Source organism: Pontibacter sp. JAM-7, assembly GCF_048548695.2.
Lineage (GTDB): Bacteria > Pseudomonadota > Gammaproteobacteria > Pseudomonadales > Balneatricaceae > Neptuniibacter.
The window spans coordinates 89,014-114,567 of sequence record NZ_JBLYIF020000004.1 but is presented as its reverse complement, the minus strand read 5'-3'; the positions used below and the strand labels follow the sequence as shown (position 1 = coordinate 114,567).

24 protein-coding genes, 1 tRNA gene and 1 other RNA gene are annotated in these 25,554 nt (G+C 51.7%); 15 read left to right on the top strand and 11 right to left on the bottom strand.

Going from position 1 to position 25,554, the window contains the following annotated elements:
• The first annotated feature begins 191 nt into the window (after positions 1–191).
• Positions 192–1,511: a methyl-accepting chemotaxis protein gene (locus tag ACFVYJ_RS06705; RefSeq protein WP_463255065.1), complete on the top strand. Its 1,320-nt coding sequence runs from the start codon at positions 192–194 to the stop codon at positions 1,509–1,511.
• A gap of 59 nt (positions 1,512–1,570) precedes the next feature.
• On the opposite strand, the gene ACFVYJ_RS06700 is transcribed toward ACFVYJ_RS06705, so the two are convergent.
• Complete coding sequence (locus ACFVYJ_RS06700; RefSeq protein ID WP_419415604.1) at positions 1,571–2,137, bottom strand: recombinase family protein; 567 nt, start codon at positions 2,135–2,137, stop codon at positions 1,571–1,573.
• 390 nt (positions 2,138–2,527) lie between these two features.
• On the opposite strand from ACFVYJ_RS06700, the gene ACFVYJ_RS06695 reads away from it, so the two are divergent.
• Both ACFVYJ_RS06695 and ACFVYJ_RS06690 read left to right on the top strand, forming a co-directional pair.
• Entirely contained in the window at positions 2,528–3,109 is a 582-nt protein-coding gene (locus ACFVYJ_RS06695; RefSeq protein WP_419415605.1) for a hypothetical protein, read from the top strand.
• An 84-nt stretch (positions 3,110–3,193) separates the two neighbouring features.
• Positions 3,194–3,745: a YaeQ family protein gene (locus ACFVYJ_RS06690; protein ID WP_419415606.1), complete on the top strand. Its 552-nt coding sequence runs from the start codon at positions 3,194–3,196 to the stop codon at positions 3,743–3,745.
• Positions 3,746–3,779: 34 nt separating this feature from the next.
• Here ACFVYJ_RS06690 and ACFVYJ_RS06685 read toward each other — a convergent pair.
• The 3 genes from ACFVYJ_RS06685 to ACFVYJ_RS06675 all read right to left on the bottom strand — a co-directional run bounded on the left by ACFVYJ_RS06685 (position 3,780) and on the right by ACFVYJ_RS06675 (position 4,334).
• Positions 3,780–3,902: non-coding RNA, RtT sRNA (locus tag ACFVYJ_RS06685), on the bottom strand.
• 46 nt (positions 3,903–3,948) lie between these two features.
• Positions 3,949–4,025 (bottom strand) — tRNA-Arg (locus ACFVYJ_RS06680).
• A gap of 90 nt (positions 4,026–4,115) precedes the next feature.
• On the bottom strand, positions 4,116–4,334 hold the full coding sequence (locus tag ACFVYJ_RS06675) for a hypothetical protein (RefSeq protein ID WP_419415607.1): 219 nt from the start codon (positions 4,332–4,334) through the stop codon (positions 4,116–4,118).
• Positions 4,335–4,618: 284 nt separating this feature from the next.
• Here ACFVYJ_RS06675 and ACFVYJ_RS06670 point away from each other — a divergent pair, with 284 nt between their 5' ends.
• Positions 4,619–5,038 (top strand): c-type cytochrome, encoded by a 420-nt coding sequence (locus ACFVYJ_RS06670; RefSeq protein ID WP_419415608.1) that lies wholly within the window; start codon positions 4,619–4,621, stop codon positions 5,036–5,038.
• 53 nt (positions 5,039–5,091) lie between these two features.
• Here the strand turns inward: ACFVYJ_RS06670 and rep are convergent, their stop codons facing one another.
• The gene (gene rep / locus ACFVYJ_RS06665) at positions 5,092–7,101 is read right to left on the bottom strand and encodes a DNA helicase Rep (RefSeq protein WP_419415609.1); all 2,010 of its coding nucleotides are present in this window, start codon (positions 7,099–7,101) and stop codon (positions 5,092–5,094) included.
• 193 nt (positions 7,102–7,294) lie between these two features.
• Between rep and ACFVYJ_RS06660 the strand changes: the two genes are divergently transcribed.
• Entirely contained in the window at positions 7,295–9,070 is a 1,776-nt protein-coding gene (locus tag ACFVYJ_RS06660) for an EAL domain-containing protein (protein ID WP_419415610.1), read from the top strand.
• Positions 9,071–9,076: 6 nt separating this feature from the next.
• On the opposite strand, the gene ACFVYJ_RS06655 is transcribed toward ACFVYJ_RS06660, so the two are convergent.
• The 3 genes from ACFVYJ_RS06655 to ACFVYJ_RS06645 are packed head-to-tail and all read right to left on the bottom strand — an operon-like array spanning position 9,077 to position 12,520.
• On the bottom strand, positions 9,077–10,573 hold the full coding sequence (locus tag ACFVYJ_RS06655; RefSeq protein ID WP_419415611.1) for a YifB family Mg chelatase-like AAA ATPase: 1,497 nt from the start codon (positions 10,571–10,573) through the stop codon (positions 9,077–9,079).
• A 49-nt stretch (positions 10,574–10,622) separates the two neighbouring features.
• Positions 10,623–12,266 carry a diguanylate cyclase domain-containing protein gene (locus tag ACFVYJ_RS06650; protein ID WP_419415612.1) on the bottom strand — a complete coding sequence of 548 codons (1,644 nt, stop codon included), beginning with the start codon at positions 12,264–12,266 and terminating at the stop codon, positions 10,623–10,625.
• An 11-nt stretch (positions 12,267–12,277) separates the two neighbouring features.
• The gene (locus tag ACFVYJ_RS06645; protein WP_419415613.1) at positions 12,278–12,520 is read right to left on the bottom strand and encodes an accessory factor UbiK family protein; all 243 of its coding nucleotides are present in this window, start codon (positions 12,518–12,520) and stop codon (positions 12,278–12,280) included.
• A gap of 295 nt (positions 12,521–12,815) precedes the next feature.
• On the opposite strand from ACFVYJ_RS06645, the gene glnK reads away from it, so the two are divergent.
• The 9 genes from glnK (at position 12,816) to ACFVYJ_RS06600 (ending at position 22,239) form a co-directional block, all read left to right on the top strand.
• Positions 12,816–13,154, top strand: coding sequence for a P-II family nitrogen regulator (glnK, locus tag ACFVYJ_RS06640; RefSeq protein WP_419415614.1), 339 nt, complete (start codon positions 12,816–12,818; stop codon positions 13,152–13,154).
• A 34-nt stretch (positions 13,155–13,188) separates the two neighbouring features.
• Complete coding sequence (locus tag ACFVYJ_RS06635) at positions 13,189–14,442, top strand: ammonium transporter (RefSeq protein ID WP_419415615.1); 1,254 nt, start codon at positions 13,189–13,191, stop codon at positions 14,440–14,442.
• Between the two features lie 203 nt (positions 14,443–14,645).
• Positions 14,646–14,984, top strand: coding sequence for a P-II family nitrogen regulator (locus ACFVYJ_RS06630; RefSeq protein ID WP_419415616.1), 339 nt, complete (start codon positions 14,646–14,648; stop codon positions 14,982–14,984).
• 130 nt (positions 14,985–15,114) lie between these two features.
• Positions 15,115–16,344, top strand: a complete 1,230-nt coding sequence (locus ACFVYJ_RS06625; RefSeq protein ID WP_419415617.1) for an aspartate aminotransferase family protein — start codon at positions 15,115–15,117, stop codon at positions 16,342–16,344.
• Positions 16,341–17,594 (top strand): hydrolase, encoded by a 1,254-nt coding sequence (locus tag ACFVYJ_RS06620; RefSeq protein WP_419415618.1) that lies wholly within the window; start codon positions 16,341–16,343, stop codon positions 17,592–17,594. The genes ACFVYJ_RS06625 and ACFVYJ_RS06620 overlap by 4 nt, the downstream gene beginning before the upstream one ends.
• On the top strand, positions 17,591–18,403 hold the full coding sequence (locus ACFVYJ_RS06615; protein WP_419415619.1) for a DUF1338 domain-containing protein: 813 nt from the start codon (positions 17,591–17,593) through the stop codon (positions 18,401–18,403). Before ACFVYJ_RS06620 ends, ACFVYJ_RS06615 begins: the two co-directional genes overlap by 4 nt.
• Positions 18,404–18,406: 3 nt before the next feature.
• A complete protein-coding gene (gene astA / locus ACFVYJ_RS06610; protein ID WP_419415620.1) occupies positions 18,407–19,429 on the top strand; it encodes an arginine N-succinyltransferase in 1,023 nt (340 codons plus the stop codon).
• Positions 19,430–19,437: 8 nt separating this feature from the next.
• Positions 19,438–20,919 (top strand): succinylglutamate-semialdehyde dehydrogenase, encoded by a 1,482-nt coding sequence (astD, locus tag ACFVYJ_RS06605; protein ID WP_419415621.1) that lies wholly within the window; start codon positions 19,438–19,440, stop codon positions 20,917–20,919.
• Between the two features lie 3 nt (positions 20,920–20,922).
• Positions 20,923–22,239: an N-succinylarginine dihydrolase gene (locus tag ACFVYJ_RS06600; RefSeq protein WP_419415622.1), complete on the top strand. Its 1,317-nt coding sequence runs from the start codon at positions 20,923–20,925 to the stop codon at positions 22,237–22,239.
• A 19-nt stretch (positions 22,240–22,258) separates the two neighbouring features.
• Here the strand turns inward: ACFVYJ_RS06600 and ACFVYJ_RS06595 are convergent, their stop codons facing one another.
• Together ACFVYJ_RS06595 and ACFVYJ_RS06590 are read right to left on the bottom strand one after the other, a co-directional pair.
• Positions 22,259–23,572 carry a sensor histidine kinase gene (locus tag ACFVYJ_RS06595; protein ID WP_419415623.1) on the bottom strand — a complete coding sequence of 438 codons (1,314 nt, stop codon included), beginning with the start codon at positions 23,570–23,572 and terminating at the stop codon, positions 22,259–22,261.
• A 2-nt stretch (positions 23,573–23,574) separates the two neighbouring features.
• Entirely contained in the window at positions 23,575–24,279 is a 705-nt protein-coding gene (locus tag ACFVYJ_RS06590) for a response regulator transcription factor (RefSeq protein WP_419415624.1), read from the bottom strand.
• Positions 24,280–24,433: 154 nt separating this feature from the next.
• Here ACFVYJ_RS06590 and ACFVYJ_RS06585 point away from each other — a divergent pair, with 154 nt between their 5' ends.
• Positions 24,434–24,907, top strand: coding sequence for a Spy/CpxP family protein refolding chaperone (locus tag ACFVYJ_RS06585; protein WP_419415625.1), 474 nt, complete (start codon positions 24,434–24,436; stop codon positions 24,905–24,907).
• A 118-nt stretch (positions 24,908–25,025) separates the two neighbouring features.
• On the opposite strand, the gene ACFVYJ_RS06580 is transcribed toward ACFVYJ_RS06585, so the two are convergent.
• Positions 25,026–25,547 (bottom strand): YqhA family protein, encoded by a 522-nt coding sequence (locus tag ACFVYJ_RS06580; RefSeq protein WP_419415626.1) that lies wholly within the window; start codon positions 25,545–25,547, stop codon positions 25,026–25,028.
• Positions 25,548–25,554 lie beyond the last annotated feature (7 nt).

Below are 25,554 nucleotides of genomic sequence, written 5' to 3'. Positions count from 1 at the left end.
AGGGATTGTTATCTACCCCTGCTGAATACGCTTCATGCGGCAAAGCAGATCAAAAAATAATCAATCGCGTGTTTTTTTTCGATGGCGCAATGTTTGCTTGAATAAAGACCACAACACCTAATTGCGTTGCAATCCGTTCAAATATCACAGATAACTAATACACAACCGTAAAGGGACTATGGGGCAATACCATGTGGAAAAGAATCTACGAAAATAACACCCGTCAAAGCGCAGTAGAAACAGCACAAGCCGATGCGCAAAGATACAAAAGCATGCTGGATGCGATCACCAATAACGTAGCCACAATTGAGTTCACACCCCAGGGCGAAATACTCAACGCCAACCCGCTATTCCTCGATACCGTCGGTTACTCATTAGCTGAAATAATCGGGCGTCATCATCGTATATTCTGTGAGGGTGATTATGCTCAATCACCAGAGTATGCAATGTTCTGGCAACAATTAAGTCAGGGGCAAAGCGCACAGGGTAGTTTCTTGCGGGTTGGCAAGAATGGCCGACAAATTTGGCTGGAAGCCACGTATATTCCTGTGTATGACAATGGCCAGGTCACCAAGGTAATAAAGCTTGCCAACGATATTACAAAGTCCAAAGCACAACAAAATTACCAGCACTACCTGCAAGCAGCGCTGGACAAAAGTTTTGCGGTAATTGAATTTGATACCACGGGCACAATCATCAATGCCAATGAAAACTTCCAGGCCACCATGGGATATACATTGGAAGAGATCAAAGGCAAACATCACCGGATGTTTTGTACCGATGAATTCTACCGTCAGCACCCCGACTTCTGGCAAGTATTAGCTGCCGGACATTACCAAACGGGGCTATACCTTAGGCTGAATAAGCACAAGCAGCCGGTCTGGTTAGAAGCCAGTTATAATCCGATTTTTGATTTTTCAGGCCGGGTTAGCCGCATCGTCAAATTTGCCACCAATATTACCGAACGCATCGTCAACCAGCAGCATATTCAAGAAGTCGTGCACCACTCCTCTGAGAAGACGGTGTCCATTTCAGACCAGGCCATCTCTGTAATCGGCGAAAGCAGCCAGATTGCTGAGCAGATTGAAAGCACTGTGGCGCAAGCATATAAGCTAATGTGTGAGCTAAACGATAAGTCATCTGAAGTCGCCTCCATTGTGACCACCATAGATGCGATATCCAGCCAAACGAATCTACTGGCCCTGAACGCCGCCATTGAAGCCGCAAGAGCAGGTGATTATGGTCGAGGCTTCAGTGTCGTCGCCGATGAAGTAAGAGCACTGGCGCATAAGACTGGTCAATCCACCGTTAAAATCGGCGACCTGGTTGGCGAGAACGAGCAACTTTCGAGCTCCGTCGCAGAAATTGTCGATACCATTCGCGCCCAAAGCCAGCGCAGTACCGAACTGATGGACCAGGCAACCTCAATCCTGGCTCAGGTACGTGAGGGTGCACTACAGGTAGCTCAGAACGTCAGTGACTCTACCAATAAAGCCCCCAGCGATGAGTAAAAACAAGCCTGGCAATGGCGCCACAAGATAACCACAGGCAGCCACAATAGCCCCGTCGCTTATGTGCCAGTCTGACTAAGCACAAGATTGGCTCGGCACGCCCGCTTTACTGTTGCCGCCGAGATCCCAAATTCCTGTGCCGTCGACGCAATACTGGCACAGTGTTGCGCTCGCCAGACAGCAACAGCCTGATAGTCGACTTTGCGGCGACGCCCGGGTTTCGGCTCAGGAAATGTTAGCAACTTATGTACACTGGGAAAATCAGACCTCTGCTGTGAAGCATGACTCGGCAGGCTACGCATGACATCCAGGGCGGCTAATACCCCCTGTAGTGAGTCTGATGACAGTTGCAGGCCTTGATTATGCCAATACACAGAAAGTCGCTTCTTACAGAACTTACGTAACCTTTTCTCCACTTCCTCAACACTCTGGCCAAGATCACCCAGATCAAATACCGCCACGGTGTCCTCTGCCCAGAGATACTTGATCAGCTTGTCGAATACCTTTGCGCTATCTGCGCCTGATTTCTCCTGAAACCACTTGCATACTGGCATATTGGATTCAATCGCTAACCGCTGCTGTTTAAGCTTGATCTGCCCCTTCCGGATATACCCAACAACTGCCATGCCGTTTAATCACCTTCGCTGACGCCAAACGTGTATTCAAACATTGCGGCAGTGCTGTGGTTATTTCAGTTTTATGAAACTTGATTCCAGGGCAGTGAAATCAATGCCATAAATAGCTTCTGAAGGGGCAATAACAGCAACAAAAAAGCGAAGAACTAAGGCAAATATACATGCTATTACCTAACCGGTATAAAAACCTATAGCTGTAACCCGACATTGCCACAAGCATATAAAAATATGGCTAAATTAAGCGTTATCGAATATTAACGACATATACCGTCATTTAACCCGCATTTAGCTACAGAATAGCAAATATTCAAAAATACATCATATGTTGCAATTTGTGCGTTATAATTTAAAAAATAATTAAATTTATCAATTTTAATCATTATGACGCATATAAATGAGCTGCTACAGGCGGCAGATACATTCACCCCGACCAAGGTGCACCTAGCTCCCTATAAAGAGGTCATAATTAAACTCAGGCGAAAGGGAGCATCATGGCGGGAGATTGCCAAATTTCTAACCAACGAAGCACATATTAAGGTAGAGCACACGAAAGTGGCTCGGGCAGCTGCAAGCTGGGGAGTTGAGACAGATATCACTGCTTTGCTGCCATTAAGCTCGGACTACACCAAAGCCCTGACTCATTCACAGCTTTCACATGAAGAAAAACAGATGCTGCTGACCCATTTCTATGCCCCCCACCGCAGCGTCTCATACACTCAGCTCGCTTCGTTTGCCGGGCATAACTCGAGTAGAGATGCTGCCAGACTGTATGGTGAATTGGCCAAAACACTGAGCAACACACTTAACTTCACTCCCTTGCCCGATGCATCTGGTCGGCCTTTTTATGCCAGTGTTATTGGCATGAAACACAGCCTTACAGGGCTGAAGGATGAATTTCAGCTGGTTATGCATCACGAATTAAGCATCGCTATCAACCAGCTGATCGAGGAGGGCAGGCTCTAACACCTAATGTCGGATTATGCATTACTGTCTGGCCTAATGACCGGAGTATACTAGGCAGGTTAATTGACTGATGGATCTTATTACGTGGCTCAAAACGCAACCGTTTTCAAAGCGCAATTAAATATTGCCAACATGGACCGGCATTACTACGCCGATCATGCCCTGACATTGGCTTTACACCCTTCAGAAACAGAAGAACGTATGATGATCCGGCTGCTCGGCTTTATTATGCATGCCAGTGAACGGCTCGATTTTACCCGGGGACTCTGCGCTGATGATGAGCCTGATCTGTGGCAGAAAAGCTATTCAGATGAGATAGAGCTCTGGATCGATGTGGGATTGCCAAGCGATAAAAGAGTACGGAAGGCCTGCAACCGTGCTCAGCAGGTAGTCATCATTACCTACGGTACCGATCAGGCCATCAATCCCTGGTTAACCTCAATCCAGTCCGAAATCAGTCGCCAAAACAACCTGACAATCGTGCGGATCCCCGTTGAACAAAGCAGAGCGCTGACCCGTCTTATCACTCGTAACATGCAGCTCCAGAGCAATATTCAGGATGGCCAGATATGGATAACGGGCGATGAAGGCAACGTAGACATAACGCCGGAGTGGATCGTCTCAGCAGGGCTTTAGCGTGCGGTTGTGGGAGATACTAGCGTATGAAAAATGGCGCGCCCGGAGGGATTACTCGGCTACGCCTCGCCCTTCGGGTCGTTGCCCAAGGCAACGCTGTCTCGCTACGCTCGGCCTGAACCCACGGGGCTGCTCACCCTCCGGCATAGAGGAAAAATCAGATAACAGAGTGTCATTCGGGGTAAGAGAAATACAGAAAAAAGTGGCGCGCCCGGAGGGATTTGAACCCCCGACCAACAGGATCGGAACCTGCTACTCTATCCAGCTGAGCTACGGGCGCACGGGAAAGTTTGCAGGCGGTATTCTACCGATGCCTGTCAGCTTCGCCAAGGAAAAATCGAATTATCTTGCTTGCCTGAAGACTGCAGTTTCAATATAGGGTTTTGGCGCCCTGGCGCTGTACGCCAGGTACAATGACTTCCCAGGAGCGAGTAGGGATATGAAACGCCAGGAAAGCCTGACACTGCTGACATCGGTAAACTGCTTGACTGGGGATTTCACTTAACAGGCGGAGGTGTTCGTCGTTGGCCGGTTTTTTTGCATCTGCAAAGCAGGCACAGGGAGGCAAGTCGTAGGCTGGTTGCAGCATGTTACACTCTGTCCGGGGCATGTTAAGACCATAGTATAAGACCGTTTTTTTAGGTTGCGCCAGTTAATTGCTCAATTTTTTTGAAATTTTTATCACAAAAAGTTTATGCCGTGCTGCGAAAGCCCCATTTGAGTTGTGCTTATTTGTCGCTATAATCCGCAACCGGTGAAACTTTAAGCATCTGCGCCTGTATTATCGCCTCTGCAGCAGCAAACATGTTGCCCAGGCAGCCAGCAGGCCACGTTAAACATATTCCAATTTGAGCGATTAAAGAGGTCGTGACTGTGAAAAAAATCACTTCTGTACTGTTTGCGCTAGGACTGAGCGTTTTTCTGGGCACGTCTGCTCAGGCGGCTAATGACGACGCGGCAGTCATCGAACGTATCAAGCCTGTGGGTTCTGTTTGTATCGAAGGCGATTCCAGCTGTGGTGGCGCGGCAGCGGCGCCTGCTGCAACCGGCGGTTCTCGTTCCGGTGAGGAAGTTTACAATACGAAATGTGCGGCCTGTCATGCGACGGGGGCTGCCGGTGCGCCGAAATACGCCACCAGCGATTGGGCTGAGCGTGGCGCTAAAGGTTTGGGCACTCTGATGGAAAATGCGATCAACGGTCTAAATGCCATGCCTCCTCGCGGCCTGTGTGCTGACTGCTCTGACAAAGAGATTCGTAATGCGATCAAACACATGGTTAACAGCGCCAAGTAAGTTGCTGAACCATTAAAAAAGGCCGCTATGCGGCCTTTTTTTTGCATCTGGGCTTAATCAAACATATTTTTCAAGCTATTCAGCGTCGCATTGCCACGTTTCTGGTTAGCAACCTGGCAGCGTTCACCCAGCCCTTCCACCTCAAGGTCCTCCTGAGGTAGTTCATCCAGAAAACGGCTTGGCATACAGTCAATTTTTTCGCCGTACTGCTTACGCTGTTTAGCAAGGGTAATCGTTAACGAACGTTTGGCACGGGTAATCCCCACGTAAGCTAATCGACGCTCCTCTTCAATATTATCGGTTTCGATGCTGTTGCGATGAGGTAGCAGTTCTTCTTCCATACCCATCAAAAACACAAAGGGAAACTCCAGACCCTTGGAGGCATGCAGAGTCATTAACTGCACCCGATTAGAATCGTCTTCCTCTTCCTGCCGATCCAGCATATCCAGTAACACCAAACGATTGATGGCTTCCTCGATGCCCGCATCTGGTTCTTCTTCCTGCAGCCTTGCCAAGGTTGAGCGCAATGAGTCGAGCAGAAAACCGACGTTTTGAATCCGCCTTTCTGCCATCGCATCGCTGGCACTGTTTTCAGTGATCCAGCCTTCATAATCCATGTCCCGCATCATTTCACGAATCGCTTCGATAGGATCCTGTTCATAGCACTGTCGCAAAATATGCTGCATCCACTGGCAAAACCGCCTCAGACGCTGCACAGCATTGGCAGGCATCACCTGCTCCAACCCCAGCTCGGCACAGGCATCAAACAGGCTGATCTGCCGTTCCAACGCATATTGGCCTAGTTTCTGTAGGGTACTGGGCCCAATCTCCCTGCGGGGTAGGTTAATCACCCGTAAGAAAGCGTTGTCGTCATCCGGATTGATCAATACCTTGAGATAACTCATCAGATCTTTGATCTCAGTACGCGCAAAAAATGAGGTGCCACCACTCAGCTTGTATGGCACCTGATACTGCTGCAATTTAATCTCCAACAGGCGGGCCTGGAAATTACCGCGGTAGAGGATAGCCATATCGTGAAATGCGATACTGTTACGCAGATGCAGGTCGAGGATCTCCATGGCGATCCGCTCGCATTCAGCCTCTTCATTGGCATTATGCAGCACCCGAATCGGATCCCCCATGCCCATCTCACTCCAGAGCTGTTTTTCAAACACGTGGGGGTTGTTGGCAATCAACGTGTTAGCCGCCTTGAGGATACGGCTGGTAGAGCGATAGTTTTGCTCTAGCTTGATGACCTTTAAGCTGGGAAAATCCTGCTGCAGCTGCGCCAGATTTTCGGGCCGGGCACCACGCCATGCATAGATTGACTGGTCATCATCACCCACCACGGTCAGTGAGCCACGCATGCCCACCAGCTGTTTTACCAGGCGATATTGGGACAGGTTAGTGTCTTGATACTCATCCACCAGCAGGTAACGCAGGCGGTTCTGCCAGCGCTCAAGAGCATCCGGTTGTGAAGCAAACAAGCGTACCGGAATCAAAATCAGGTCATCAAAATCGACTGCATTGTATGCACGCAAGTGGGTTTCATAAGACTCATACGCACGGGCAGCCAGAATGTCCTGCGGCAGCTGGGCACGACCCAAGGCTGTATCCGGGTCGATCATGTCGTTTTTCCAACTGGAAATCTGGTTTTGAACCGCATCGACCTGATCGGTATCCTCATTGTTATGCAACATCAAATCACGTAACAATGCTTTACTGTCTTGGGCATCAAAGATAGAGAAACCCGGCTTAAAACCCAGCAGCTTGTGTTCGCGGCGAATAATGTTCAGCCCCAGGTTGTGAAAGGTGGCTACCGTCAAACCGCGCGATGCCTGGCCCTCCAGCAGACTGTTCACCCGCTCTTTCATCTCCCGAGAGGCCTTATTGGTGAACGTCACAGCGGCGATATTGGCCGCTTTTATGCCACACTTGTTGACCAAATAAGCAATTTTCTGGGTGATTACACTGGTCTTGCCCGAACCGGCACCAGCCAGAACCAACAGTGGTCCATCGATGTATTTCACAGCATCACGCTGTCGCGGATTGAGGTGTTTCACAAACGCCCACTCAGAAAATATTTAAAGTTTTAATTAGTCAGGCCGAATGCCTATAAACAGGTGATGGCTACGCTGCCATGATTCAGCTGTTCCGGGCCGTGGTATTAGCCCGTGGATATTATTACATGTATAAGTTTACCAGGGCAGCCATCTGACTGCGGTCGCGGCTTCAGTTGTTGTACGGGAAGGGGTTATGTACCAGGCTCGAGGTCACACAGCAGACGACCTTCAGAAGATATTGCTGATCGATGTCGATCGCGTCAGCAAATCTATTCTGCGTTCCCTCGTGAAAACCACACACAAAAACCGTCTAACGATCACCAGCTCCCTGCGTGACGGGGTCTCTTGCCTGCGCCAGGGTCATTACTCCGTGTTAATGTTTGCCGGCAAACAGCTGGGTAATAAATACGGCCAAGCGATTAACCGTCTGGCACAGCTGGTGCCAAATACCCCGATTATTGCGTTAGGCGAGAACATTACTGACGCTGAAGGTGAGAAGCTACTCAAGTCTCGTGCGTTTGATTATGTGTCGATCACACAATTTTCCCCGGAACTGCTCGACCGCGCCTTGCGTCATGCCATCAATAGCCATCATCAAAGCTGCTTGATTCAACAACTGCGCGATACCGACCCATTAACCGGACTTGGTAATCGCCAACACTTCCGCCGCATGCTGGAAAACAAGCTCTGCGCGAATGACGAGAGCGGTAACCGGCTGGCAGTCATCACCATCGATATCAATAATTTCCGCTCTCTCAACAGCAGTTTTGGTCAGCACAACGGGGATTTAATTGTCATCGAGTTGGGTGAGCGAATTCGGCGCTCTTTTAACCCCTGCGAGGTGGTCGCCCGCCTCGGTAGTGATGAATTTGCCGTATTGATAGAAACCTCACCGTTTGAAAACGTTGAAGAGTTTGTCACCCAGAAGCTACGGCAATTTATCAACGATATGCAGCAACCGTTTCACTTCAGTCACCAGCAACTGCAGGTCTGCAGTTCCATTGGTATTGCCATGACTCCGGGGCATGGCCGTGATGGGGAAACACTGCTGCAAAACTCCGTATTGGCACGCCAGGCGAGCAAAGAAAACTTCAATACCAGCTATAACTTCTATCAGCAGAAAATGGCACCCGGCCGGGATGTCTACTCTGAGCTGGCACCGGAAATTGCCCATGCCCTGCGTGGCAACCAGTTTATTCTGCACTACCAGCCACAAATTAACCTGCTGACCGGGCGAATAGAAGGTGCCGAAGCACTGATCCGCTGGCAACATCCGCGTCGCGGCCTGCTAATGCCCAATGAGTTTATTCCCGTATGTGAACAGGCTGGACTCATTGTCCCGATAGGCTATTGGGTTATCCATCAAGCCTGTACACACCTGCAACAACTCAAGGCTGAAGGCATCGACATGCGTCACTTTGGCGTCAACCTGTCGTTCCGGCAGTTTGGCGATGACAAACTGGTGCCTACCATCAAGCGTATACTCGACAAAACCAAGGTGGATACCAATGCACTGGTTTTCGAACTGACCGAGTCTGCGCTGCATAAAGACGAGCAGCATGTGCTGTCCTGCCTGGATAGTCTGTCGGAAACCGGCGTGTCGTTCTCTCTGGATGACTTCGGAACCGGATATTCCTCTTTCTCCATGCTGCAAAAACTGCCCATCGATACCATTAAAATTGACCGCTCATTTATCACCGATGTCACCACCTGCGCTGATGATGCGGAAATTGTCCGCACCATCATTAACCTGGCCCACAACATGGGTAAGTCCGTGGTTGCCGAAGGGGTAGAGCGACAGGAACAGCTAGACTTCCTGGTCGAGCACCAATGTGACATGGTGCAGGGCTATTTCTTCAGCCGCCCGGTCGACTTTGATACCTTCCGCCACACTGTGCGCCAGTGTGCCAATGACAACCAGATGGGACTGGTCGTGGAAGACTACGAAGTCGACGCCGCTTCGCTATAACTCCGTCTATAATCCACTTCGGTAACTCAGTGCTTCCAATAGATCTGCCTGCGCAATCCGCTCCCGGCCGGCCAGATCAGAAATTGTCCGCGCCACCCGCAAAATTCTATGATAAGCCCGGGCAGATAACCCCAATCTTTCCAACGCATCGGCCAGCAGCATTCTGTCATCCTGATTCAACTGGCAGTGCTGTTCCAGGGCTTTACCGGTCAGTTGCCGATTGGCACAACCTTGCCGTTGCATTTGCCGCACGCGGGCATCAGTAACCCGCCGGCGAACGACAGCACTGGGTTCTGCACTGCCTGCATCGCCAATTAACTCATCCTTGGGCAAGGCTCTAACCGATAGCTGCAGATCAATCCGATCCAGCAGCGGCCCTGACAGGCGAGACTGATAACGCCTGACCTGGTCCGGCGTACACTGGCAACGACTGCTGCCATCGGCAAAGTATCCGCAAGGGCAGGGGTTCATAGCCGCCACCAATTGGAAATCCGCCGGAAAGCACGCTTGACGGGCTGCCCGGGCAATCATAATCTCGCCCGACTCCAACGGTTCACGCAACACCTCAAGCACACTGCGACTAAATTCCGCTAACTCATCCAGAAACAGCACACCATGATGTGCCAACGAAATTTCTCCCGGCCGGGGTTGGCTACCACCACCCACCAGCGCAACAGCCGATGCGGTATGATGCGGAGCACGGAAAGGCCGCCTGCTACAACACAACGCATAGCCCGTATCACTGGCAACAGAATGCACTGCGGCAACTTCTAGTTGCTCAGCTTCTGACAGCGGCGGCAACAGGCTAACCAGACGCTGTGCCAGCATGCTTTTGCCGCTGCCGGGAGTGCCCGATAACAACAGATTGTGACCGCCGGCAGCCGCTAATTCCAGTGCCCGCTTAGCCTGAGCTTGACCTTTAACATCCATCAGGTCAGGTAACTCGTCATATGCATGCACCAGCCTGATTGGCTTAACTGGAGGTAGTAACTGCTCACTTACTAGATGTGAACAGATCTTAAGTAGATGATCAGATGCGTATGCCTCAAGGTCTCCGATAATACCTGCTTGCTGGGCGCAGCTATCAGGTAACAGCAACTGTCTACCTGCATCTCGGCATGCCATGGCGGCAGAGATAACCCCGTTGACAGGCCGTAACTCTCCGGAAAGTGCTAGTTCACCAATACACTCAAATTGGGAGCTATTGGCAACCGATAGCTGACCACTGGCGATCAGAATACCAATCGCAATTGCCAGATCATAACGGCCCCCCTCTTTGGGCAGGTCCGCGGGTGCCAGATTGACGGTCAGGCGACGTTGAGGAAAATCAAAACCGGCATTAAGCAATGCACTGCGTACACGTTCGCGGCTTTCTTTAACGGCCGTTTCCGGCAGTCCGACAATAGCGAAGGAGGGCAGTCCACCTGACAGGTGAACTTCAACCGTAACTGCGGGTGCTGAGATACCCACCTGCGCACGGCTATGAATAATAGCGAGCGACATAACTTCCTTCCCTGGAAGATATAACTTTTGATAACAGACTGAGTTGAGCTTAGTGGTCCACCGCCAGATGTGCCAGCAGTTGCTCCAAGGTAAGCGGTAAGCCAAAGTAGCGACCCTGCATCAGCATACAGCCCTGACCCATGAGCTCTCCGCGTTGACCCGCGGTGGACACGCCATCTGCCAAGACTTCAATACCCATGCGTTCAGCCATCTTCAGAACAGCGTTTATCTGTTTCTGACACATGCTGTCGCCGCTCATATTGCTGACAAGTTCAGCATCCAGCCGGATGATATCCGGGTGAATATCCTTGAGCTGGTCCATATTGGGTAGCTTTTGCGCAAAACCACTCAGCGACAGAAGAGCATCAGAGGTCAGTACATCAAACAGCAGTCCCTCTTTTTCCAGCGCAGTCTCAACATCGATATCCAGCAGGATAGCACCCGTCATCTGGTATTTTTGCAGTAACGCCAGCCAGCGCTGGGCATCATCTTCCGCTTTCAACTGCTGCTTCTCAAGCCGCAACGAAATATACCTCAGGCCCGGATAGCGTTCCCATATGAGGTTAAAAGATTGCAGTTCCTGCGCCAGCCAGGCTTCATATTTACGGACCGAGCCAGCGCCCTGCAACAGAGAAGAAAAACCGCTAAAGGGCACCTGACCAAGCTCTTCATGCTGCCAGATAGGGGCCGCATGCACCGCCACCACCTGATGGCTATGCAGGCTGTACACAGGCAGAAAGCAAAGTTGTAGCTGTCCCGCATCAAGTGCGGTTATCAGATCTTCTTCATGCAGAATCTGCGGCCCTTTGCTCAGTTCCAGCAGGGGGTTATACACCCGGAAGGTATTGCGCCCGCCTTGTTTAGCCGCATACATCGCCACATCAGCTTTTTTAACCAGATCACGGGCACGATTACCTTGCTCCGGGGCCATGGCAATACCAACACTGCCACTGATAAAGATCTCACGGTGGTCAACCATAATGCCATGACTTAGCTGTTCGACCACCTGTTGCGCAATGCGCGTTGCTGTCTCGACTCCATCAACACAGGGCACCAGCATGACAAACTCATCACTGTTCAGGCGTGCCAAGGAGTTGGGCGCAGGCACAACCGATCCCAGTCGGCGGGCGACTTCTTGCAGCAATCCATCACCCACATCCCGCCCTAGGGTGTCATTGATCCATTTGAAGCGATCCAGATCCACCAGCAATACCGCCACCTGCTCCGTAATTTCTGCGGCACGCTGCAAGCGGGCATCCATCACATCACGGAACCGATCCCAGCTCGGTAATTGTGTCAGCTCATCATATTGCACCGGCTCTGCCTGCAAACTGATCGCCGATTTCAGCGAGCTGATATCGAAAAACTGCGCCGCGTAGCCCATCAGTTTTGAGCCATCCCAGAGGCAGCAAATCGACAGCCACACCGGATATACCGTGCCATCTTTACGCTGTTGCCACAGCTCACCCTGCCAGTTGCCGTTACTACGCAAAGCAGGCCACAAGACTTCATATGCCTGCATATTAAGGGCTTCAGCCGCCAGAATATGCGCTTTTTCGCCAACCACTTCAGCAAAGCTGTAGCCCGTGGTTCGTTCAAACGCGGGGTTTACCCGGATAATGTTGCTATCGCTATCCGTAATGACCATTGCCTGGGGTGATTGCAGAAAGAACTGCTGTTCGGGTAGGTCCATGGTGTGCCTGTTCAGGAATCGGATGAATGGGAAGCTTCTAATACAGCCAGTTGCGCTTCCAGCGCGTCGACTTTCTCCCGTGTGCGTTGTAACACAGCCTTCTGCGCATCAAACTCCTCCCGGGTAACCAAGTCAAGCCTACTGAAAGCCGATTGTAATATCTGGCGCACCTGCGCCTGGGTACCCCCGGCTTGGCCGGAGACCATCTGACCGAGCTGTTCAGCCAGTCCTTCGATAAATGCCTGATTAATCACCGCCACCTCTCCACACTGGTTGTTTAATCGCTCTGCACTATATCAAGTCAGCTGACAGAGGAAAAAGCCAAAAGAGCCGCACCAAAACAAAACATAGGCTATTTTTTGTGCGCCAAAAAGACGCATATTAGACTTATGGCTCGATCCCGGTTTACTTAAGCTGTTGATTTAAAAGGATCGCTATAAAAATGGCACAGGATTCGCTGTGTAGACGGCATGTCGATCAACTTTCCTGCTCGACGCTTCGTACTGAAGCATAAAGCTTTCGCATTATGCATTTATGGGGGACAACACAATGAAAATGATCTCCGCTGTCATCAAACCATTCAAGTTGGATGATGTCCGTGAAGCTCTATCTGATATCGGTGTTCAGGGTATCACCGTGACAGAAGTAAAAGGTTTTGGCCGACAGAAAGGCCACACAGAACTGTACCGTGGTGCAGAGTATGTTGTGGACTTCCTGCCGAAAGTGCGCGTTGACGCTGCAGTAGCAGACGACATCGTTGATCAGGTTGTAGATGCCATCAGTCAGGCAGCTCAGACCGGCAAGATCGGCGACGGTAAAATCTTTGTCATGCCGCTGGAACAGGTTGTGCGTATCCGTACCGGTGAATCCGGCAACGAAGCACTTTAATTAACCAATTTTATAGCTTCTGGAGGTTACCTCAATGGAAGAAATTCTGAACACAACGGTAGCTGATGTTACTCAGCTGAAGTACGCACTAGACACCTTTTACTTCTTGGTGTGCGGTGCGTTAGTAATGTGGATGGCTGCTGGCTTTGCGATGCTAGAATCCGGTCTGGTTCGCGCCAAAAACACCACTGAAATCCTGACTAAAAACATCTCGCTTTATGCGATTGCCTGCATCATGTACATGGTGTGCGGTTATGCCATCATGTACGGCGGTGACTACCTGCTGTCCGGTATTACCGGTGACGGCTTCTCTGGTGACGAGCCAGCAACCTATGCACCATCTGCTGACTTCTTCTTCCAGGTGGTATTCGTAGCTACCGCAATGTCCATCGTTTCCGGCGCAGTTGCTGAGCGTATGAAACTGTGGGCGTTCTTGGTATTTGCGGTTGTCATGACTGGTTTCATCTACCCAATGGAAGGCTCTTGGACTTGGGGCGGCAACGCTGTCTTCGGTTTCTACACTCTGGGCGACATGGGCTTCTCTGACTTTGCTGGTTCCGGCATCGTACACATGGCCGGTGCTGCTGCTGCTCTGGCTGGCGTACTGGTACTGGGTGCTCGTAAAGGCAAATATGGCAAGAACGGCGAAATCAATGCGATTCCGGGTTCTAACCTGCCACTGGCGACGCTGGGTACCTTCATCCTGTGGCTGGGTTGGTTCGGTTTCAACGGTGGTTCCGTACTGGCAACTTCCGATGTTGAGAACTCTAACGCAGTTGCGGTTGTATTCATGAACACCAACGCAGCGGCAGCTGCCGGTGCTATTGCAGCACTGATCGTTGCACGCCTGCTGTTCGGTAAAGCGGATCTGACCATGACACTTAACGGTGCCCTGGCTGGTCTGGTTGCCATCACTGCTGAACCTTCTACCCCAACTGCCCTGCAGGCTACCCTGTTCGGTGCAATCGGTGGTGCGCTGGTAGTATTCAGCATCCTGGCAATCGACAAGATGAAAATCGACGATCCTGTTGGTGCCATCTCTGTACACGGTGTCGTAGGTCTGTTGGGTCTGCTGCTGGTACCTGTTACCAACGATGGTTCTACCTTCTCTGGTCAGATCATCGGTGCTGCTACTATCTTCGGTTGGGTATTCGTAACCAGCCTGGTTACCTGGTTGATCATCAAAGTGATCATGGGTGTTCGGGTTTCCGAAGAGGAAGAGTACGAAGGTGTCGACCTGTCCGAGTGTGGTATGGAAGCTTACCCAGAGTTCACCTCTGCTAAGTAAGTCCTACCTAACTCCAACAAAAAGGGTGCTAACAGCACCCTTTTTTCGTTTTTGCCCTGCGCGCTTCTGCTTGTTCCATCTAAGCCAAATCTGTTTATACTAGGAGCCTGTCAGAAAGCCCCCGGGCGCTTTCAACAACGTTCATAACCGGTTGTTCTCTGAGGCCTATCAGAGCCAGCCGTTGCAGGCGAGGATAAAGCTATATGAAACTGGTTACCGCGGTAATTAAGCCGTTCAAGCTGGATGATGTCCGCGAGGCACTATCTGAAATTGGCATTCAGGGCGTCACCGTTACCGAAGTGAAAGGTTTTGGTCGCCAGAAAGGCCACACCGAGCTCTATCGTGGTGCTGAGTACGTGGTGGACTTTCTACCTAAAGTAAAAATCGAAATTGCGCTCGAAGCCAGTATGGTCAACCAAGCCATTGAAGCGATCACCAAAACTGCCAACACCGGCAAAATTGGCGACGGCAAAATCTTTGTCTCACCAATGGAGCAAGTAATTCGAATCCGTACCGGCGAAAGCGGCCCGGATGCGCTATAAATAACACGCTCTGAATAAGCACCCACTGGGTGCTTTTTTTATGCCTTCACTAACCCCCGCCCAACAGCAGCCATTGAACCCAGCCGCAACCGACTAAACTGATAGCAACACCACTGCATCCGGAGTGTTTATGCTATCGACCATCACTCGCGACCTGTTTGATGCATATATGGTCCCCAACTATGCTCCCCCAGCGGTAATCCCTGTCAGGGGCAAGGGCAGCCAGGTGTGGGATCAAGCGGGCAAACAGTATATTGATTTTGCTGGCGGTATTGCTGTAACAGCGCTCGGCCACTGTCATCCAGAACTGGTCCACACGCTGCAGCAGCAAGCTGAAAAACTGTGGCATTTGAGTAATGTCTGGACCAATGAACCGGCTTTGCATCTAGCACAACAACTCTGCAAACACACCTTTGCCGAGAAGGTCTACTTTGCCAACTCCGGTGCCGAAGCCAATGAAGCCGCTTTCAAACTGGCGCGCAAATATGCCCATGACCACTATGGTGCGGAAAAACATGAGATCATCAGCTTTCATAACAGCTTTCATGGCCGGACCCTATTTACCGTCAGTGTTGGTGGTCAGCTGAAATATCGGCAGGGCTTTAAACCGGTGCCCGGCGGCATCACCCACCTACCATTTAATGATATTGCGGCACTGACGGCTGCCATTTCAAGCAACACCTGTGCGGTAGTGCTGGAGCCGATACAAGGCGAGGGCGGTATTATTGCGGCGGACCGGGACTTCCTGCTGGCAGCGCGTAGCCTGTGCACCCGGCACAATGCGCTGCTGATCTACGATGAGATCCAAACCGGCATGGGGCGGACTGGGTCCCTGTTTGCTTATGAACACCTGCCTGAAGCCTGCCCAGATATTCTCACCGCAGCAAAAGCCCTTGGTGGGGGTTTTCCCATAGGTGCCATGTTATGCCGCAGCCATGTAGCCAAGGCATTTAATTTTGGCGTGCATGGCAGCACTTATGGCGGTAATCCTCTGGCCTGCTCGGTAGCAGCCAAAGCACTGGAACTGATCAATCAACCGGAATTGCTGGTCGGCGTGGAGAGCCGTCATCAGCGATTTATCGCCGGACTGACAGATATCAACCAAACCATCCCAATCTTTGAGTTATTCCGTGGTCAGGGGCTACTGATCGGCTGTGTACTGAAGCAACAGTTTGCCGGGAAAGCCCGCCAGTTACTGAATTTGGCGCTGGAAGAGGGACTCATGCTACTGATTGCCGGACCCGATGTACTGCGCCTGGCCCCTGCACTGAACATCCCTGAAACCGATATTGATGAGGGTCTGGCAAGGCTCGAACGCGCCATACAGCGCTTTCTGGCTAATCCGGACACAATGCTATGACCATCAGCTGCCACCTGCCAGACTCCATTGAGGCGGACGTACTGAAATGGTGTGCTGCGCAACAAGCCTCCATGGTAGCCCGGCTGGAAACCTTGGTCGCTATCAATAGTGGCAGTGATAACCCTGACGGTATTAACCGTTGTGGGGAACAATTACAGCAGTGGTACCGCGCCAGTTTCCCGCAGTTACAGTGTCAGCGCCATCACCTTGATGGTGGCGAAACACTGACCCTCAACGGCGTAATGCAACCACGCAAACTGGGCGACCTTTGGCAGTTCCGACTCCGCCCGGACGCCCCTTTACAGATATTGTTATGTGGTCACCTTGATACGGTGTTCAGCCCCAGCCACCCCTTTCAACAAGGCCAATACCTGAGCGCAAACCTATTCCGCGGTCCGGGTGCCAGCGATATGAAAGGAGGTCTGCTGGTGATGCTCAACGCCTTACAGACCTTAGAACAGCACCCTGATGCCCAACAGGTGGGCTGGACGGTCCTGTTAAACCCGGATGAAGAGGTTGGCTCGCCCGGTTCTGCGCCCTGGCTGCAGCAGGCGGCTACCCAACACCATCTGGGGCTGGTGTATGAGCCGGCATTACCCGGCGGAGACCTGGCCGGACAGCGCAAAGGCAGTGCCAACTATACGTTGCAAGTGACCGGGCGCAGTGCACATGCCGGGCGCAACCCTGAGCAGGGGCGTAATGCCATCGCCCTGGCAGCAGAGATTACCCTTGAGCTGCAGCGCCTGAATGGCCAGCAACCGGGCCTGAGTCTGAATACCGGTGTGATTCAGGGCGGCCATAGCACTAATCAGGTACCTGATAAATGTGTATTGCGGTTTAACATCCGTATCGCTAAACCGGAAGATGCCATCTGGTGCCAGCAGCAGCTCGACACTCTGATAGATCACTTCCGTAAGCGAGAAGGCTTCGAGTTACGTATACAGGGCGGTTTCAGCCGGCTGCCTAAACTACTCGATTCGGCGCAACTGTCCCTCTACCGGCATGTCCAAGCTTTAGCACAGGAGTTGAATCTGGCATTGCAGTGGCATGCCACAGGTGGCTGCTGTGATGGCAATAACCTGGCCGCTGCAGGCTTAACAAACATCGATACTCTGGGTGTGCGCGGCAGCGGTATTCACAGCGATCAGGAACAGATAGAACTCGACAGCCTGACAGAACGCAGTCGGCTCAGCGCACTGTTGCTGATACGCCTGGCCAAATCAGGCTGGCCTATGGGAGAGCGCCCATGACACGCGATACACTTAACCAACATATCCAAGCAATGTGGCTGGATTACCTGCAGCTCAACCCCCAGGCACGCCTGATTCATGGGTTATTCCTTGCCCGCAACACGCACCTGATCAACGATCATATTGCCCTGCGCACCTTTGACCTACCCGAAGTAGATCTAGCGCACCTGGCACAGCCCTTTCTTGCAGCGGGGTACAGCTATGGCGGTGAATACCACTTCCCCGACAAGCACCTCTATGCCCGCCATCTGCAACACTCTGACCAGGACCTGCCCAAAATTTTTATCAGCCAATTGCAGACCCATAAACTACAGCCAGACAGCCAACAGCTGATACATCAGTGGGTTGACCAGATACCTCCTGCAGTGCGCGCCACAGAGTCATTCTGTTATTCCGGTCGACACTGGAACCCAAGCTGGCACAACTACCAGCAGTTGCTGGCAGAAAGCGAATATGCCGCCTGGCTTGCCGCGTTTGGCTTTCGCCCTAACCACTTCACGATACTCATAAACGCACTGCAGTCACATGACAGCATAGAGTCAGTCAACCAATTCCTAAGCCAGCGGGGTATCACCCTGAATAACCTTGGCGGTACAGTAAAAGGCTCTGCTGCCCAGGGGCTGGAGCAATCCTCAACCCTTGCCAGTCGTATCAATGTCCGCTTCAGCGATGGCACCCACTCGATTCCTGGCTGCTACTATGAATTTGCAAAACGTTACCCGAAAGCAGACGGAGCGCTGTATCAAGGTTTTGTCACCGACTCGGCCAGCCAGATTTTTCACAGCACCGACAATCGACAGGGGAGGTAGCCAATGTATTACATTCGCCCTATTGCCAAAGACGATCTGGATATCCTCTGTCATATTGCCCGAGAGTCTGGTCCGGGGTTCACCTCATTACCCGCTAACCCTGAACTGTTGGAAAGCAGGATCAACCTCAGTCTCGAGGCCTTCAGCAGTAACAGTAACCAGACAACCAACCACAGTTATCTATTTGTACTGGTCGAACAGAGCAGCGGGCAGGTGGTAGGGACGTGCGGTATCGAATCCGCCGTTGGGCTGAATTACCCTTGGTATCACTATCGTCTGGGAACCGTTGTTCACGCCTCACCACAGCTTCAGGTATACAACCAATTCCAGACACTGTACCTCTGCAATGACTACACCGGTTGCTCTGAAGTTTGCACGCTGTTCCTGCTCCCTGAGCACAGGCGTCACCATAACGGCGCACTGCTTTCAAAAAGTCGGTTTTTATTTATGGCAGCAGAACCCGCCCGTTTCTCAGCACGGGTCATTGCTGAGATGCGTGGATTTTCCGACGACGCTGGCCGTTCACCTTTCTGGGACGGGCTGGGCCAGAAGTTTTTCAGCATCGACTTCAGTCAGGCTGACTACCTGACCGGTAGTGGTAATAAAGCCTTTATCGCCGAACTGATGCCCAAGTACACCATCTACCAGCACCTGTTGCCCGAATCAGCCCAGGAAACTATCGGCCGTGTGCACCCGGCTACCGAACCTGCCCGCGCCATGTTGGAGAGCGAAGGTTTCAGGTTTGAGAATTACGTCGATATTTTTGATGCCGGTCCGACCCTGACGGCGCCGTTGAAAAAAATCCGCAGTATCCGCCAGAGTCGTTGTGCCCGCGTGAGCATCACCGACACAGGCCATAGCAACCTGCATGCTGAATACTTGCTCAGTAATGAACGTATTGCCGAATTTCGCTGCACCTTTGCCCCTGCAAGACTACGAACGGGCCGGGTTGAGATCTCACCAGTGGTGGCAGCAATGCTGAATGTCAGTGATCAGGATCTCATCCGCATCGTTGAGTTAAAGTGAGGTTCGATATGAAGCCTATTGCATCTCTGTTTATCAATGGCTGCTGGGTGCCGGGTGATGGTGATGCCATGACATCGATCAACCCGGCTAACGATCAGGCCCTCTGGCATGGTCATGGTGCCAATACTCATCAAGTCGAACAGGCCGTTCAGGCTGCAGCCAAAGCGTTTCCCGGTTGGTCCAGTACGACCCTTAGCGCCCGTAGCCAGTTGATTGAGCACTTTGTCCAACAGTTAGCTGACCACCGCGAACTGATGGCAGATACCATTGGTCAGGAAACCGGTAAACCCATGTGGGAAGCTCGCGCTGAGGTGGATGCCATGCTGGCAAAATTTCCCCATACCCAGCAGGCCTACCAGCAACGCTGCCCGGAGGAGGAAAACCTTTGTAACGATGTACGCTCTGTCCTAAGCCATCGACCTCATGGCATTGTCGCTATCTTTGGTCCGTTTAACTTTCCCGGTCACTTACCCAACGGGCATATCATGCCTGCCATGCTGGCCGGCAATACCCTTATTTTTAAACCCAGTGAACTGACCCCTCGTACCGCCGAATTCATGTTGCACCTGTGGCAAAAAGCCGGGTTACCCGATGGGGTACTTAATCTGCTCCAGGGCGGTTCTACTATCGGTGCCGCCATTGCCAGTCATGCCGATATCAGCGGCGTTTACTTTACTGGTAGCGCTCGGACCGGGACTTACCTGCACCGGCAGTTTGCCGGTCACCCGGAAAAAATTCTGGCGCTGGAAATGGGTGGTAATAATCCGTTGCTGGTGACCGATGTTAACAATGTTGATGCCGCCGTCCTGATGACCCTGCAGTCAGCTTACCTCAGTGCCGGTCAACGCTGCAGCTGCGCACGCCGTTTATTGGTCCCCGATGGCAGCGCCGGTGACGAGTTTATCCAACACCTGCGTATCGCCATACAAAATTTGACCTATGGCGATTATGACCAGGAGCCTCAACCCTTTATGGGCTGCCTGATCAATAAAGATGCGGCACAACGCATGCTCGACGTACAGCAAAAGCTTGTTGCTCAAGGGGGCGTCATACTTGAAGCCATGCAGGTAAAAAATCCGGCAAAAACCCTACTCTCAGCCGGACTGATGGATTGCAGCCAGATCCTCAACCCCGAGGATGAAGAGCACTTCGGCCCCTTGTTGCAACTGTTCAGAGTCAGGGATCTGGAGCATGGCATTCGACTGGCTAACCATACCCGCTACGGTTTGTCTGCGGGCATCCTGACGGATAATGCCGAGTGCTTCGAAATGTTCCAGCGCCATGTGCGGGCAGGGCTGATTAATTGGAACCGACCTTTAACCGGCGCCTCAAGTGCACGGCCATTTGGCGGTACAGGGCTCAGCGGCAACCACCGGCCCAGTGCCTGGTATGCCGCAGACTATTGTGCCTATCCGGTAGCCTCATTACAGGCAGAACGGCTCGTGTTACCGGACACCCTGCCGCCTGGCTTGTCACTGCCAACGGAGTAAACCATGTTGCTCAACCTGGATGGTTTAGTTGGCCCCAGTCACCACTTTGGCGGACTCGCCTACGGTAACCTTGCCTCTGCCCGGCATCACGGTAATCGATCCAATCCGCGACAAGCCGCACTGCAAGGTCTGAAAAAGATGTGGTATCTGCATTGCCGGGGGTTTCCGCAGGCTATCCTGCCTCCTGCTCAACGACCTGAGTTAAGTCTATTACGTGCCGCCGGGTTTAGTGGTGATGATAACGCCGTGGTGTATCAAGCCTCCCGTCAAGCGCCTCAGTTACTGAGTGCCGCTTACTCCGCTTCCAGTATGTGGGCTGCCAATGCCGCCACCGTTACGGCAACTGCTGACAGTCATGCACATCGCCTCCAGTTCACTCCGGCCAACCTGGTAAGCACGTTGCACCGCTCCATTGAGTGCTGTCATAACAGTCGAGCCCTACAGTTAATCTTTGCCGATCGAGGACTATACCAACACCACCCTGCATTACCCGCCCAGCAGTGCTTCAGTGACGAGGGCGCAGCTAACCATATTCGTCTGTTTGACCCGGCAGGAGATGATGCAATTAACCTTTTCGTGTACGGGCGAAATGATCTGCAACATGTGCAGACGGGTAAGTTTCCTGCCCGACAAAGCCAACTGGCCAGCGAGAGCATCGCCCGCTTACACCGCATACCCTCAGCGCAGGCCATGTTTGTTCAACAAAGCCCTGCTGCCATCAATGCCGGTGCTTTTCATAACGACGTGGTTGCCGTGGGTTATGCCAACTTACTGCTGCTACATGCCCATGCATTTGCCGACCAGCCAACTCAACTGGACGCGCTTAAGGAACGCACCCAGCACTGGCAAACGCCCTTGCAAATTATTGAAATTACCAATGAACAGTTACCCCTGAACGCGGCCATTAACTGTTATTTGTTTAACAGTCAGTTACTGCACTCAACCGCTCACGGCTGGATCATGCTGGCACCCCACGAATGTGCCGAGCAGCCCGAAGCCCAGCGGGTTATCGAGAATTTACTGGCCAGCAGCATCGATGAGGTCGTGTATTTTAATCTACGGGAGAGTATGCATAACGGAGGCGGCCCCGCCTGCCTGCGCTTAGCTGTACCACTGACGGAAGCAGAACGGTCAGGCATGCATCAAGGCGTACTGCTCAGTCCTGGTTTGTACCAAGCGCTACAAGAATGGATCATCTGCTATTACCGCGACCAGCTATCAACCGATTCACTGGCCGACCCGTCGCTAAGAAGGGAACACTACAGTGCCCTGGAGGCACTGGAGAGAATTCTGCAACTGCCCGGGCTTTACCAATTCTGAGATTAAAATATCAGCCTTTTTACGTCGGCATTCGGATGATCGCCTGCAAGCCACCTGTCGGGTGATTACTCAGTTCCAGCTCTGCACCCAAACGCGCCAGCGCACGATAAGCAATACTTAGCCCCAAGCCATAGCCGTTGTTATTCGCGCCAGCCCGGTAGAACGGCTCACACAACCGCTGTAATGCCTCTGCAGATACGCCCTCACCATGGTCACGAATAGTGATCACTGCTGCTTGTCGCTGCACCTCCAGCCGGATATCAATAGCCGTCAGATTCGGGGTATGTTTGCAGGCATTCACCAATATATTACTGATAGCGCGATCAAGCAGCTTGGCATTGAGTGTGCTTTGACAGGGCTGCAATGACGTTTGCAGCTTGTGGGACTGATAAGTGAACTGGATATCCGCTACCCATTCCTGCAGCCAGGTATCAAGCGAGTAAGCCGAACAGTTGACCTCCATTTGCTCCAGCCGTGACAGGGAAAGAATCTCACCAATCAGGCCATCAAGGCGTCCGGTTTCCCGGTTCAGGCGGTTAACAATTTTATCTGCTTCCCCCCAACGTTGTTCCGCCAATCCAGCGGCCGCCTGCAAACGCGCTAATGGCGCACGCAATTCGTGGGAAACATCTTGTAGCAACTTCTGCTGAGCACTTAGCGTATGTTCAACATAGTCAGCCATCCGGTTGAAGTCGCGTCCCAGCTCTCCTATTTCATCTCCCCGGTTACAAACACTTTTATCTGTTCGACTGTCTAACTGCCCCTGATAGATTGCCTGGCTATGCTGCCTGAGCAAGTTCACTGGCCGTACGATAATTGCCGAGATAACCCAGGCGCACAAGCCAGACACCAAGACAATGAGGACCACCTGAACCGAGAGCAACTTGCGCAACATATTAGCAGCAGGCGATCCCTTCCAATTCAGATCAATAAACACTTGATAGTTACGACCGCTATCAGAGGTATACAGGGTTTCTTCCACACCACCTTTGAGCCCCTCAAACAGCGGATTCAGCACCACCGGTTGCCCCAACAATTGGTCAACGATCTCGACACGTTTAGAAATACGGGGAGGGCGGGGCGCAAAGCGATGGCGATGATCTTCTTCAGTCCGCAGAGATTGCATAAGCCCTGGCAACTGACGATAACCATTATGCTCATACCGCTCTACCATCAACTCGACATAACCCATCGCCTTAGCAGTAATTACCGCATTAAACTTTTCTTTTTCAGCAATGTTGCCCATCAGCTGCACTGTCGCTACCAGCGCCAGAAAGCTGACTACCCAAATGGCCGCAAAGACCTTCCAGAAAAGCTTTTTATACCAGCGCACAATCACCCCTGTACAAACATATATCCGGCTCCGCGGATGGTTTTAATCAGTTCCTGATCCGGTAGTTCGCGCGCCAATTTCTGTCGCACCCGACTGACATGGACATCCATCGCCCGGTCATAGGCCGTTAACTCGCGATGCAAAACCAGCTCTGTGAGTTGCTCTTTACTCATCACTTGCCCGGCATTCGCCAACAAATAAGCCAACACATTAAATTCTGTACCCGTCAACTCAATCAATGAGGTCGCTACTTTAACCTCACGATTGCCCGGATCGAGACTAATACCCATATGCTCAACTGATCGCTCAGGGAACATGGTTGAGCGCGGAGCATTTTCACTGCGGCGGAGTATGGCACGAATTCTGGCCAGCAGCTCTCTGGGGTTGCAGGGCTTGCTCAAGTAGTCATCTGCGCCCATCTCCAAACCCAGAATCCGATCAATCTCTTCGCCTCGGCCCGTCAGCATAATCACTGGCAAAGTCACCGAGGGCCTTAACTGCTGCAATAATTCCAGTCCACTTTTGCCTGGCATCATCACATCCAGAATCATCAACGCATAACGATCCTGTTGCTTCAGTTTATCCAGTGCCTGATCGGCGCTATGCGCCAGCTCCACCTGAAAGCCTTCATGCACCAGATAATCACCTATCAGCTCGCATAGCTCTTTGTCATCGTCGACCATTAAAAGGCGCACGCCGGTTGCCATATCCACTCCACTGCATTATTACCTTAAGCTAATTGTAAGCCCGCCAGCTCAGGCATCCATATGGTTTTACCTAACTTTACACCGGTCATACCCATCTTTGCGTAGCCATGTACGAGAATTGCAGCATGTTAAATACATTGATGGAGAAGCAATCATGAACAAGAAACTACTTATTGGCCTCACCGCCGCCGTAATTATTACCGGCTCTACCACTGCCGCTTTTGCTTATGACAAACATGAAGACAAAGAACACTACCGTGGCAGCCACAAGATTGAGCATCTGTCAGAACAACTAGCACTAACCGAGGCACAGAAAACCAGCTTGAAACAGACATTCAAAGAAAATTACTCAAAGATGAAGGATGGCATGCGGCAGCATAAATCACATCATCATGCTCTACGGCAGCTTAATCCAACAGCGGATAACTATGAGGCAGAGCTAGACAAGCTTATTGCCGAAGCACAGGCGAACGCCAAAGAGCGAGTAATGATGCGCGCAGAACATCAAAAGGAAATATTTCAAACACTCACACCTGAGCAGCAAGAAAAGCTAACCGCGATGACCAAGGAACGCCCTGAGGGCAAGCATCATAAACATTCGAATCACTATAAAGGCTGCGACCGCTAAACTGTGGCTCCATGTTTCACGTGAAACCTCATTGCTTAACTACAGTGTTTCACGTGAAACACCGCGCACGAAACCAGCCAGGGAGTACGAGGACTCGTGCCGACGATAAAGCAGGGGGCTATTCCTGCTTATCCCGCTCTGCGGGTTTGCCCAATACCTTACTGTTAGTCAGGAACAACGCCAGACCTAAGAGGGCAACCGATGCAGCATACATCAACAGATCCATTGGTGTCTGAATCGACATTTCAATGCTGAGCGAAAGAAACTTTACAATCAGAATCATGATCACCAGCGTACCTAGCTTGCTTTTTAGTTGGGCGATACTGGTGACTACCAACAGCTTGGAAGAGAAGGCTGCCGATTTCTCTGGCATGATTTTGCCAATGAAAATTTCGTAAATACCCAAGCCAAACATAATCATCACTCCAGCCATCAGTGACTGATCGACAATCTCAACCGTAATAAACAACAACTCAACGCGCGTCTGTTGCGTGAATCCTTGCTGCAACAGGACCGCCACCAGATGGACAAGGTCGCTGATAACAAAGCCAATCAACGGCAGGGCGCTGACAATCACCGCCACTACAGTAGGAATCATTAGCCAGCGGCTAGACCAGAGCGTGCGCTCAAATAACTTCATACGTTAT